Below are 11,606 nucleotides of genomic sequence, written 5' to 3'. Positions count from 1 at the left end.
ATCTTCCTAAAGTGGGGCAATGCGCACCGAGGAAGTCCTGGCCGCGATCGCGACCGGCCTGTGGCGCTGGGACAACGCCGCCGGCACGGTCACGCTCGACGCGGAGGCGGCCCGGCTGCTCGGGCTGCCCGCCGAGCCCGGCAGCTACCGGGAGGCAGCGGTGCGCTCCCGTTTCCACCCGGTCGACTGGAACGAGATCTACGGGGTGGTGAACCTGGCCGTCGCCGAGGGCACCCTGGCCGAGGCCCGGCTGCGGATCGTGGACGAGCGGGGGAAGGTGCTGCGTACCGTACGCAGCCGCTCCAAGCCGGTCGTCGCGGCGGCGGGGGACCGGGAGAACTACGTGCTCATCGGCACCCTCCAGGAGGTGGCCGAGCCGCAGTTGGGCTCCACGGACGCCGCCCACACGCCGATCACCGGCGACTGGCGCAGGTCACGGGAGGCCTTCCTGCTGGACGCCGGGCGGGCGCTGGCGGAGGCCCGGTCCACGGAGGAGGTGCTGCGGGTCGCCGCGTCCCTCTCCATGCCCGGGTTCTCGCCGGACGGGCTCGCGGTCTTCGGCTCGGTCGGGGAGCGGCTGACGATCATCGGCCACCACGGGCAGAGCCCGGGCGAGGAGGACCCGTTCACCGACATGCCGCTGGACACCGACTACCCGGCCGCCGAGGTCGTCCGCACCGGCCGCGCGATCTACCTCCCCTCCCCCGAGGAGTACCGCCGCCGCTACCCCGCCACCTGGCCGTTGGCCCGGCGCTTCGGCCGGCAGTCCTGGGCGTACCTCCCGCTGGTCTCCTCCGGCCGCACGATGGGCGCGTGGATGGCCGGGTTCCAGCACCCGGTGGGGTTCTCGCCCGACGAGCGCGCGGTGCTCTCCACGGTCGCCCGGATGCTCGCCCAGGCGCTGGCCCGGGCCGGAGTCGCGGAGACGGAGCGGGAGCTCTCGCTCGGACTCCAGCGGTCGATGATGCCGACGCTGGGGCCGGACATCCCGGGCATGACGGTGGCGGCGCGGTACGTGCCGACCGGCGGCGGGCTCCAGGTGGGCGGCGACTGGTACGACATGATCCCGCTGCCCAACGGCCGGATCGCCCTGGTCATCGGCGACGTCCAGGGCCATGACGTACGGGCCGCCGGGCTCATGGGCCAGCTCCGCATCGCCCTGCGCGCGTACGCGTCCGAGGGGCACCGCCCGGACGCGGTGCTCGCCCGGGCCTCGCGCTTCCTCGCCGGGCTGACCGACGCGTACGAGGGTGTGGCGGGCGACGACGAGCCCTCGGCGCCGCGCTTCGCGACCTGCCTGTACGCGGAGGTGGCCCCGGAGACCGGGACCCTGGACATCGCCCGCGCGGGCCACCCCGACCCGGTGGTGGTGAGCGCCGACGGCACCGCGGTGATCCGCCAGACGGCGGGCGGGCTGCCGCTGGGCATCGAGACGGACTCCGACTACCCGACGACCCGGGTCGTCCTGGAACCCGGTGAAACGATCATGTTCTGCACGGACGGCCTCATCGAGACCGGCGGCCACGACATGGCCACCGGCTGGACCCGGCTGCGCCCGGTCCTGGAGGAGCCCACCGAGGACCTGGAGGAGATGGCCGACGCCCTGGTCCAGGCCGTGCACGGGCCGACCTCGCACTACACGACCGGGCCGCTCGCGGACCGCCGCGAGGACGACATCGCGGTGCTGGTGCTGCGGCGGGAGAGGGCGCGGGTGCCTCAGACGCCGATGCGCCGCAGCGTGCTGACCATCGCGCAGGCCGAGCCCGAGCGGATCTCGGTGGGCCGCCAGCTCGTACGGGAGCTGCTGCACGACTGGAAGGACCCGGAGCAGGTCGACTCGGCGGTCCTGATGGTCTCGGAGATGGCCACCAACGTGCTGGTCCATACGGACGGCGACGCGCTGATGGCGGCGGAGGTCTCCGGGGAGCGGGGGGAGCGGCGGCTGCGGGTGGAGGTGGCCGACGCGAGCGACGAGCTGCCGCACAAGCGGAGGCCGGGGGAGATGGCGTCCAGCGGGCGGGGGCTGGTGCTGATGGAGATGCTGGCGGATGCGTGGGGGGTGGATCCGCGGGGGGAGGGGAAGTCGATCTGGTTCGAGCTGTACGAGGGGGGTGGGGCGGAGGCCTAGCCCGTCGTGGTGCGGGGCTCCAAACGTGCGGGGTCTCCCTCGTGAGGGTTCCGTCCTCAAACGCCGGACGGGCTGGGATGGTCACCGCCGGACGGGCTGGGGTTGTCCGGGCTGGAGTGGCGGCGGCGTAGTTCGCCCAGGACTCCGAATGCCGCCGCGCACATCGGGACCGCCAGCAGCATGCCCATCAGGCCGGCCACGCTCGCTCCCGCCGTCAGCGCGATCATGATCATCGCGGGGTGCATCTGCACCGTACGGCTCTGGATCATCGGCTGGAGCACATGGCCCTCCAGCACCTGGACCGCGAGCACCACCCCCAGCGCCCACAGCGCGATCACGAACCCCCGGTCGGCCAGCGCGACCAGTACGGCGACGGCGCCGGAGAGGAAGGCGCCGAGGTACGGGATGTAGGCGCCGACGAAGACCAGCGCGCCCAGCCCCACCGCCCCCGGCACATCCAGGATCAGCAGGCCCACCGTGATGCACACGGCGTCGATCAGCGCGATGAACGTGGTGCCGCGCATGAAGCCCTCGACGGCCTCGAACGCCCGGCGCCCCATCGCCTCCACCAGGTCACCGGTCCCGCGCGGGGCCACCGCGTGCGCGAGGTCCACCGCCCGGTCGGAGTCGCGCAGGAAGAAGAAGGTCAGCAGCAGCGCCAGCACGCTGGTCGCCACCAGCGTGCCGACCAGGCTGATCCCGCTGAGCAGGCCCCCCGCGGCGCTCGCGCCGAACTTCTCGACCAGGTTCCTGGCGTTCTCGGCGAGGCTGTCGACGTCGGTGTTGCCGCCGATGTCGAGGTGGTCGACGACCCACTGCCCGGCGTCCTTCAGGGAGCGGACGATCTGGTCGCCGGAGTCGACGAGGGCGGTGACCACGATGTACCCGGCGCCGCCCACCACCGCGACGAGCGCCGCGCAGGTCAGCCCGGCGGCCAGCGACCGGTTGAGCCGGCGGGCGATGAGCCAGCGGTGCACGGGGCCGAGCAGCGCGGTGCCGAGGAGGGCGAGCAGCACCGGTGTGACGGCGGTCTTGAGCGCGACGACCAGCCAGATCGCGACGGCGGCCACCCCCGCGACCAGCAGGACGACACCGCACCAGGCGGCCGCACGCCGGGCGCCGTCGGGCAGGAGGGGCTTGGAAGCAGGCACCCTCCCACCCGATCACGGTGTACGGGGCCGGGCCCGCCCGCCGCCACCGTACGGGTGACGGAGCGTCATGAAGGACGCCGGGCGGGCCGTACGCCGCGATGTCACATGCCGTGGACCGCCGGGACCGTGCCGAGGCGGCCGGCCTGGAAGTCCTCGAAGGCCTGCTTCAGCTCGGCCTGACTGTTCATCACGAACGGCCCGTAGTGCGCCATCGGCTCCCGGATCGGCCGGCCGCCGAGGAGGACGATCTCCAGGTCCGGGGTGTTCCCGTCCTGCTTCTCGTCCGCGCGGACGGTCAGCGAGGAGCCGCTGCCGAACACCGCGGTCTGCCCGAGGCGGATGGGCCGGCGCTCCTCGCCGACCGAGCCGCGCCCAGCCAGGACGTACGCGAGCCCGTTGAAGTCCTCGCGCCAGGGCAGGGTCACCTCGGCGCCGGGCCGGACGGTGGCGTGGATCATCGTGATCGGGGTGTGGGTGATGCCGGGGCCCTGGTGGCCGTCGAGCTCACCGGCGATGACCCGGAGCAGCGCACCGCCGTCCGGGGTGGTGAGGAGCTGCACCTCGCCGCCGCGGATGTCCTGGTAGCGCGGGTTCATCATCTTGTCGGCCTTGGGGAGGTTCACCCAGAGCTGGAGGCCGTGGAAGAGCCCGCCGGACAGCACGAGCGACTCGGGCGGCGCCTCGATGTGCAGCAGCCCCGATCCGGCGGTCATCCACTGGGTGTCGCCGTTCTCTATGGTGCCGCCGCCACCGTTGGAGTCCTGGTGGATGAAGGTGCCGTCGATCAGGTAGGTGACCGTCTCGAAGCCGCGGTGCGGGTGCCAGGGCGTGCCCTTCGGCTCGCCTGCGGCGTACTCCACCTCACCCATCTGGTCCATCATGATGAACGGGTCGAGGTGCTGGTAGTTGATCCCCGCGAACGCGCGGCGGACGGGGAAGCCCTCGCCCTCGAATCCGCTCGGCGCCGTGGTGACGGCGAGCACGGGGCGGGCCACGGCGTCACCCGAAGCGGCCACCTTGGGCAGGGTCAGCGGGTTGTCGACGGTCACTGCGGGCATGGGAGCCACCTCCGGGCGAGTCTTCTGCAATGAATTTAGTTGAATGGTGAACATCCTGCAAGGCGTGCGGCATTCCCGGCCCGCCCCCCGGCTCGCCCCCCGCAGCGCAAAGGGTCCGCGCCACTCCTGGCGCGGACCCTGATCCGAACGATGAACCCGCAGGTCAGCGACCCACGGCCCCGGAACCCCTACCCGTACATCCGCCGCATCGCGAAGTCGACCATCTGCTCGACCGCCTTGGCGTCGAAGACCATCCGGTGATCGCCCTCCATGTCCAGGACGAAGCCGTATCCGGTCGGGAGCAGGTCGATCACCTCGGCGCCGGTGATCACGAAGTACTTGGACTCCTTGCCCGCGTAGAGCCGCAGCTCCTTGAGCGTGGTGAACATCGGGATCACCGGCTGCTGCGTGTTGTGCAGCGCCAGGAAACCGGGGTTGTCACCGCGCGGGCAGTAGACCTTCGACGTGGCGAAGATCTGCTGGAAGTCCTCGGCGGAGAGGGAGCCGGTGGTGAAGGCCCGTACCGCGTCGGCCAGGGAGGGCGGGGAGGGCTCGGGATAGAGCGGCTGCTCGCCGTAGCCGCCACCCATCTGCCCCATCTGGCCCATCTGACCCATCTGCTGCTGAGCACCAGGGTTCTGGTCGTAGCCGTACATGCTGCAAAGAGTAATCGGACACATCTACGGCTTGAGGGGTTGCGCCTTATTACTGACGGGTAGCATCATCGTAGAGGTCAGCTGATACACCCGCGTCTGTCTGTACCGAACGCTGTACCGCCGCCTGCCTGTCGCCCGACCCGCATCACTCCCCGGGGCGCTGTGCGCCACTGCTATTGATTACGGAGCCTTCCCATGGGGCACTACAAGTCGAATCTCCGCGACATCGAGTTCAACCTCTTCGAGGTCCTCGGGCGCGACAAGCTGTACGGCACCGGTCCGTTCGCGGAAATGGACGTCGACACCGCGAAGAGCATCCTGGAGGAGATCGCCCGCCTCGCGGAGAACGAGCTCGCCGACTCCTTCGCCGACGCCGACCGCAACCCGCCGGTCTTCGACCCGGAGACCAACACCGCGCCGGTCCCGGAGAGCTTCAAGAAGTCGTACCAGTCCTTCATGGACTCGGAGTACTGGCGCCTGGGCCTGCCCGAGGAGATCGGCGGCACCACCTCCCCGCGCTCCCTGATCTGGGGCTACGCGGAGCTGCTGCTCGGCGCGAACCCGGCCGTGTGGATGTACTCCTCCGGTCCCGCCTTCGCGGGCATCCTCTTCGAGGAGGGCACCGAGGAGCAGAAGAAGGTCGCGGAGATCGCCGTCGAGAAGCAGTGGGGCTCGACGATGGTGCTGACCGAGCCGGACGCCGGCTCCGACGTCGGCGCCGGCCGGACGAAGGCCGTGCAGCAGGAGGACGGCTCCTGGCACATCGAGGGTGTGAAGCGCTTCATCACCTCGGGCGAGCACGACATGTCCGAGAACATCCTCCACTACGTGCTGGCGCGCCCCGAGGGCGCCGGCCCCGGCACCAAGGGCCTCTCGCTCTTCCTGGTCCCGAAGTACCACTTCGACTGGACCACCGGTGAGCTGGGCGAGCGCAACGGCGCGTACGCGACGAACGTCGAGCACAAGATGGGCCTCAAGGCCTCCAACACCTGCGAGATGACCTTCGGCGACCGCCACCCGGCCAAGGGCTGGCTCATCGGCGACAAGCACGACGGCATCCGCCAGATGTTCCGCATCATCGAGTTCGCCCGCATGATGGTCGGTACGAAGGCCATCGCCACCCTCTCCACGGGCTACCTGAACGCGCTGGAGTACGCCAAGGAGCGCGTCCAGGGCACGGACCTGTCGCAGTTCATGGACAAGACGGCGCCCAAGGTCACCATCACGCACCACCCCGACGTGCGCCGCTCGCTCATGACGCAGAAGGCGTACGCCGAGGGCATGCGCTCCCTCGTGCTGTACACGGCCACCGTCCAGGACGCGATCCAGGAGAAGGAGGCCGCGGGCGAGGACGCCAAGGCGCTGAACGGCCTCAACGACCTGCTGCTGCCGATCGTGAAGGGCTACGGCTCCGAGAAGTCCTACGAGCAGCTGGCGCAGTCGCTCCAGACGTTCGGCGGCTCCGGTTACCTCCAGGAGTACCCGGTCGAGCAGTACATCCGGGACGCCAAGATCGACACCCTCTACGAGGGCACGACGGCGATCCAGGGCCAGGACTTCTTCTTCCGGAAGATCGTCCGCGACCAGGGCGTCGCGCTCAACACGCTCTCCGAGGAGATCAAGAAGTTCCTCGCGGGCGCCCAGGGCAACGAGGAGCTGGCCCCCGCGCTGGACTCGCTCGCCAAGGCGGCCGTGGACCTGGAGGCGATCGTCGGCACGATGATCACCGACCTCACCGCCACCGGCGAGGACGTCAAGAACATCTACAAGGTGGGCCTCAACACCACCCGCCTCCTGATGGCCTCCGGCGATGTCGTCGTCGGCTACCTGCTCCTCAAGGGCGCGACCGTGGCCGCCGAGAAGCTGCCGACCGCCTCCGCCAAGGACGTGGCCTTCTACCAGGGCAAGATCGCCGCCGCGAAGTTCTTCGCCGCGAACATCCTGCCGGGCGTCTCCGCCGAGCGCGCGCTCGCCGAGAACGTCGACAACTCCCTGATGGAGCTGGACGAGGCCGCGTTCTAAGGAATCGCTCGCCTGTTTCGTCAACACGCGCCGCCATCCGGAATTCGTTCGGGTGGCGGCGCTGTCGTATCAGCTGGGTACGCGGGCCGCTGGGCCGACAATCCGGTCCATGGAGGAGACCCTGACCGCCGAGGAACTGCCAGATCGCTCGCCGTACCGCCAGCCGGACGGCTCCAGCTGGCCGGTCCCTCCGCCGGACGGCTACACAGTGGACGACTTCTTCACACTCGACCTCCCGCCGCATACCTAGCTGATCGACGGGAGCCTGGTTTTCGTCAGCCCGCAGCGCGCCTTCCACACGCTGTCGATGTGCCTGTTGGAGCAGGGGCTACGGCGGCACCTCCCTAGCGGCCTCCGCACCACGACCGCCTCAAGCTCTCCGCCCCGTACGACATCGACATCGACCTGACCGCGATCGACGAGCTGTAGCCCCCGGGGCAGCCACCCAGCCGGTCACCGGATTCCGGACTCGGGGCCCTCGATACAGTGAAGACCATGAGTTCTCGCCACCGGTTCGACCGTGCGCACACCGATGATCTGATGTCCTTCCTGGCGGCGAGCCCGTCCCCGTACCACGCCGTGGCCAACGCGGCCGCCCGGCTGGAGGCGGCCGGATTCCGTCAGGTCGAGGAGACCGCCGCCTGGGACGCGAGCCCCGGCGGGAAGTATGTGCTCCGCGGCGGCGCGATCATCGCCTGGTACGTGCCGGAGGGCGCGTCCGCGCACACCCCGTTCCGGATCGTCGGCGCGCACACCGACTCCCCGAACCTGCGGGTGAAGCCGCTGCCGGACACCGAGTCGTACGGCTGGCGGCAGGTCGCCGTCGAGATCTACGGCGGCACGCTGCTGAACACCTGGCTCGACCGGGACCTGGGCCTGGCCGGCCGGATCTCGCTGCGGGACGGCACCGACCGCCTGGTCAACATCGACCGGGCGCTGCTGCGGGTGCCCCAGCTGGCCGTGCACCTGGACCGGTCGGCCAACACCGACGGCCTCAAGCTCGACCGGCAGCGCCACATGCAGCCGATCTGGGGGATCGGCGAGGTGGCCGAGGGCGACCTGATCCGGTTCGTCGCCGAGGAGGCCGGCGTCGACGCGGAGGACGTCACCGGCTGGGACCTCATGCCGCACCCCATCGAGCCGCCGTCCTACCTGGGCCGCGACCGCGAGCTGGTCGCCGGGCCGCGGATGGACAACCTGCTCTCCGTGCACGCCGCGACCGCCGCCCTGGCCGCCGTCGCGGGACAGCCGGACGAGGAGCTCCCGTACATCCCCGTGCTTGCTGCCTTCGACCACGAGGAGAACGGCTCCCAGTCCGACACCGGGGCCGACGGGCCGCTCCTCGGCGCGGTCCTGGAGCGCTCGGTCTTCGCCCGGGGCGGTACGTACGAGGACCGCGCCCGCGCCTTCGCCGGGACGGTCTGCCTCTCCTCCGACACCGGCCACGCCGTGCACCCCAACTACGCCGAGCGGCACGACCCGACGCACCACCCGGTCGCCAACGGCGGACCGATCCTCAAGGTCAACGTCAACATGCGGTACGCCACCGACGGCAGCGGCCGCGCGGTGTTCGCCGCCGCCTGCGAGAAGGCGGGCGTGCCGTGGCAGACGTTCGTCTCCAACAACTCGATGCCCTGCGGCACGACGATCGGCCCGATCACCGCGGCCCGGCACGGCATCATGACCGTGGACATCGGGGTCGCGATCCTCTCCATGCACAGCGCGCGTGAACTGTGCGGCGCCGACGACCCGTATCTGCTGGCCAACGCGCTCACGGCGTTCCTGACGGACTGACACCTACGCTCAACAACCTTCTCGGACATGGTTGTTGTCCGACCGGGTACCCGACCCCTACACGATCCGGATACACCGGACCGTCGAGGAGGCGGGAATCATGGGGCTCGGAGGATGCATTCTCCTGATCGGTGGTGGCGCGATCCTGGCGTTCGCGACCGACTGGAAGGTGGACACCGTCAATGTCGACCTGGTCGGCTGGATCATGATGCTCGTCGGCCTCATCGGGGTCTTCGTCTACATGAGCATCGCGCGCCGTCGGCGCATGGTCGTGCCGCCCACCACCACGGTCGTCCAGGACGACCAGACCCGCTACCACTGACCGAGGCGGGCAAGGAGGGGCCTTGCCCGCCCGGCCGTCGGCGCGCGGCTTCAGCCCTGCTCGTCCATGCCTGCCAGCACCAGCGGCAGCCGGGGCGTTCCCTCCGCGGTCACGCGGACGGGGACGCCCCAGTCCTGCTGGTGGACGTGGCAGGCCGGGTACTCGTTGGCCGGGTCGTCGTCGCAGGACGCCGCCATCGCGGAGACGTGCAGCACGCCCTCGGTGACCCCGTCCGCGAGGACCAGGTCGCGCCCGAGGTCCGTGCCCGCGCCGGAGCCCTCGGCCAGCAGCTCGGGCGGGGTGGCGGAGACCAGCAGCCGGGTGGAGGGCCCGTACCGGGTGTCCAGCTTCTGGCCCGCCGGCGCCTGGAAGACCACGTCGAGGCGGAGGGTGCCCGGGGCGATCTCGGTGGCGGCGCGCTGGGTACGGTGCGCCTGCTCGGCGACGCGTACGGCCTCCTCGGGCAGCCGGAGGCGGGTGAGGCGGTGGCGGGCGGACTCGACGACGACCAGGTCGCCGTCGACCAGCACGGCGTCGCTGGGCTCGCGGACGTCGGTCGCGAGCGTGGTGACCTCGTCGGTGGCGGGGTCGTAGCGGCGCAGGGCGTGGTTGTACGTGTCCGAGACCGCCACGGACCCGTCGGGCAGCGCGGTCACGCCGATCGGGTGCTGGAGGAGCGCCTGGGCGGCGGCCCCGTCGCGGTGGCCGAAGTCGAAGAGGCCGGTGCCGACGGCGGTGTGCACGTGCTCGTCCCGATCGACCCAGCGCAGGGCGGAGGTCTCGGAGTCGGCGACCCAGAGCCGCTCGCCGTCGGCGGAGACCGCGAGCCCGGACGGCTGCGCGAACCAGGCCTCGGTGGCCGGCCCGTCGACCAGACCCTCGTTGGTGGTCCCGGCGGCGACGCGTACGGCCTGGGCCTCGGGGTCGTACGTCCACAGCTGGTGCACGCCCGCCATGGCGATCCACAGCCGGTCGCCGAACCAGGCCAGGTCCCACGGCGAGGAGAGGTCCACCTCGCGCGCCGGGCCGCTGGTCGGGGTCCCCTGCCACCACTGACGGCCGGTCCCCGCGAGGGTGCTGGTCACCCCGGTCGTGAGGTCCAGGGTGCGGATCGCGTGGTTGACGGTGTCCGCGACGGCGATGCGGCCGTCCGGGAGCACGGCGAGCCCCTGCGGCTCGCTGAACCGGGCCTCGTCCGGGCCGCCGTCGTGCAGCCCGCGCTCGCCGGTGCCGAAGTGGCGCCGTACGGTCTCGCCGTCCGCCTCCAGCTCGACCAGGCGGTGGCGGGTGGTGTCGGAGACCAGGAAGCCGCCGTCGGGCAGGTGCAGCGCCTTGCCCGGGAAGCGCAGATGCGTGGCGACGGGCTCGGGCGCCACGTACGGGCCGTCGCCCCGGCGGAGCGTGCCCTTGGCCCCGTGCTCGGCCTCCAGCTCCTCGACCAGCTTCTCGATGGCGTGGGCGTGGCCCTCGCCCGCGTGCTGGGCGACGACATAGCCCTCGGGGTCGATGACGACGAGCGTGGGCCAGGCCCGTACGGCGTACTGCTTCCAGGTGGCCAGCTCGGGGTCGTCGAGGACCGGGTGGTGGACCTCGTACCGCTCGACGGCGTCGACGACGGCCTGGTGCTCGGCCTCGTGGACGAACTTCGGCGAGTGGACCCCGATGATCACCACGGTGTCGCGGTGCTTCTCCTCCAGCTCCCGCAGCTCATCCAGGACATGCAGGCAGTTCACACAGCAGAACGTCCAGAAATCGAGGATGACGATGCGTCCTCGCAGTTCGGAGAGGGTGTACTGCCGGTCGCCTGTATTGAGCCAGCCGCCCTTGCCGATGAGTTCGGGGGCGCGGACGCGTGCACGTGATGCCATGCCACCAGTCAACACCGACCCCGCCTGCGCGCATTCCGCAGGGGCCCGGGGGAACCTGTGTCGCATGAGACTTCTCGTACGTGAGCGGCTTTTCGCCATCGGTGACGACTACTGGATCGAGGACACCGAGGGCCGCAAGGTCTTCCTGGTCGACGGCAAGGCCATGCGGCTGCGTGACACCTTCGAGCTCAAGGACGCCGACGGCCGGGTGCTGGTCGAGCTGCGGCAGAAGTTGATCAGCCTCCGCGACACCATGCTCATCGAGCGCGGCGGCGAGGAGCTGGCCAAGGTCAAGCGCAAGCGGCTGTCGCTGCTCCGCAACCACTACCGGGTGACCCTGGTGGACGGTACGGAGATGGACGTCAGCGGCAAGATCCTGGACCGCGAGTTCGCCGTCGAGTACGACGGTGAGCTGCTGGCCCAGGTCTCGCGGCGCTGGCTGACGATCCGGGACACGTACGGCATCGACGTGGTCCGGGAGGACGCGGACACCGCGCTGCTGATCGCCGTGGCGATGTGCGCGATCGTGCTGGCGGACAAGGAGAAGGAAGGCTGATCGCTTTGCTGGGCGCGGGAGTTCGTTGTTTCACGTGAAACAGGGCGTTTC

The 11,606-nt window shown here is 70.7% G+C and carries 9 protein-coding genes and 1 pseudogene; 6 read left to right on the top strand and 4 right to left on the bottom strand.

Annotation, left to right across the window (positions count from 1 at the left end; translation table 11 throughout):
• Positions 1–19: 19 nt before the first annotated feature.
• Positions 20–2,128: an ATP-binding SpoIIE family protein phosphatase gene (locus R2B67_RS18435; protein ID WP_317819582.1), complete on the top strand. Its 2,109-nt coding sequence runs from the start codon at positions 20–22 to the stop codon at positions 2,126–2,128.
• Positions 2,129–2,184: 56 nt separating this feature from the next.
• On the opposite strand, the gene R2B67_RS18430 is transcribed toward R2B67_RS18435, so the two are convergent.
• The 3 genes from R2B67_RS18430 to R2B67_RS18420 all read right to left on the bottom strand — a co-directional run bounded on the left by R2B67_RS18430 (position 2,185) and on the right by R2B67_RS18420 (position 4,993).
• Entirely contained in the window at positions 2,185–3,279 is a 1,095-nt protein-coding gene (locus R2B67_RS18430; RefSeq protein ID WP_317819581.1) for an AI-2E family transporter, read from the bottom strand.
• Between the two features lie 101 nt (positions 3,280–3,380).
• Complete coding sequence (locus tag R2B67_RS18425; protein ID WP_317819580.1) at positions 3,381–4,337, bottom strand: pirin family protein; 957 nt, start codon at positions 4,335–4,337, stop codon at positions 3,381–3,383.
• A gap of 188 nt (positions 4,338–4,525) precedes the next feature.
• Positions 4,526–4,993 (bottom strand): SseB family protein, encoded by a 468-nt coding sequence (locus tag R2B67_RS18420; protein WP_007447855.1) that lies wholly within the window; start codon positions 4,991–4,993, stop codon positions 4,526–4,528.
• A 195-nt stretch (positions 4,994–5,188) separates the two neighbouring features.
• On the opposite strand from R2B67_RS18420, the gene R2B67_RS18415 reads away from it, so the two are divergent.
• From R2B67_RS18415 to R2B67_RS18400, 4 genes and pseudogenes are all read left to right on the top strand, one after another.
• Positions 5,189–7,015: an acyl-CoA dehydrogenase gene (locus R2B67_RS18415; protein ID WP_018513957.1), complete on the top strand. Its 1,827-nt coding sequence runs from the start codon at positions 5,189–5,191 to the stop codon at positions 7,013–7,015.
• Between the two features lie 109 nt (positions 7,016–7,124).
• A pseudogene (locus tag R2B67_RS18410) lies at positions 7,125–7,373 on the top strand (Uma2 family endonuclease); the annotation flags it as partial.
• A gap of 137 nt (positions 7,374–7,510) precedes the next feature.
• Positions 7,511–8,809: a M18 family aminopeptidase gene (locus tag R2B67_RS18405; RefSeq protein ID WP_317819574.1), complete on the top strand. Its 1,299-nt coding sequence runs from the start codon at positions 7,511–7,513 to the stop codon at positions 8,807–8,809.
• Positions 8,810–8,909: 100 nt separating this feature from the next.
• Entirely contained in the window at positions 8,910–9,131 is a 222-nt protein-coding gene (locus tag R2B67_RS18400; protein WP_018513955.1) for a DUF6458 family protein, read from the top strand.
• Positions 9,132–9,181: 50 nt separating this feature from the next.
• Here the strand turns inward: R2B67_RS18400 and R2B67_RS18395 are convergent, their stop codons facing one another.
• Complete coding sequence (locus R2B67_RS18395) at positions 9,182–10,999, bottom strand: NHL domain-containing thioredoxin family protein (protein ID WP_317819573.1); 1,818 nt, start codon at positions 10,997–10,999, stop codon at positions 9,182–9,184.
• Positions 11,000–11,063: 64 nt separating this feature from the next.
• Between R2B67_RS18395 and R2B67_RS18390 the strand changes: the two genes are divergently transcribed.
• The gene (locus tag R2B67_RS18390) at positions 11,064–11,555 is read left to right on the top strand and encodes an LURP-one-related/scramblase family protein (protein ID WP_317819572.1); all 492 of its coding nucleotides are present in this window, start codon (positions 11,064–11,066) and stop codon (positions 11,553–11,555) included.
• Positions 11,556–11,606: the final 51 nt, after the last annotated feature.

The sequence above is a fragment of the Streptomyces cyaneofuscatus genome (assembly GCF_033109485.1).
Classification (GTDB): domain Bacteria; phylum Actinomycetota; class Actinomycetes; order Streptomycetales; family Streptomycetaceae; genus Streptomyces; species Streptomyces cyaneofuscatus.
This window is presented reverse-complemented; position numbering and strand designations above follow the sequence as displayed.

Coding starts and splice junctions, on each gene's coding strand:
- R2B67_RS18435 (WP_317819582.1), top strand. CDS start 20: ATGCGCACCGAGGAAGTCCTGGCCGCGATCGCGACCGGCCTGTGGCGC.
- R2B67_RS18400 (WP_018513955.1), top strand. CDS start 8,910: ATGGGGCTCGGAGGATGCATTCTCCTGATCGGTGGTGGCGCGATCCTG.
- R2B67_RS18420 (WP_007447855.1), bottom strand. CDS start 4,993: ATGTACGGCTACGACCAGAACCCTGGTGCTCAGCAGCAGATGGGTCAG.
- R2B67_RS18395 (WP_317819573.1), bottom strand. CDS start 10,999: ATGGCATCACGTGCACGCGTCCGCGCCCCCGAACTCATCGGCAAGGGC.
- R2B67_RS18425 (WP_317819580.1), bottom strand. CDS start 4,337: ATGCCCGCAGTGACCGTCGACAACCCGCTGACCCTGCCCAAGGTGGCC.
- R2B67_RS18405 (WP_317819574.1), top strand. CDS start 7,511: ATGAGTTCTCGCCACCGGTTCGACCGTGCGCACACCGATGATCTGATG.
- R2B67_RS18415 (WP_018513957.1), top strand. CDS start 5,189: ATGGGGCACTACAAGTCGAATCTCCGCGACATCGAGTTCAACCTCTTC.
- R2B67_RS18390 (WP_317819572.1), top strand. CDS start 11,064: ATGAGACTTCTCGTACGTGAGCGGCTTTTCGCCATCGGTGACGACTAC.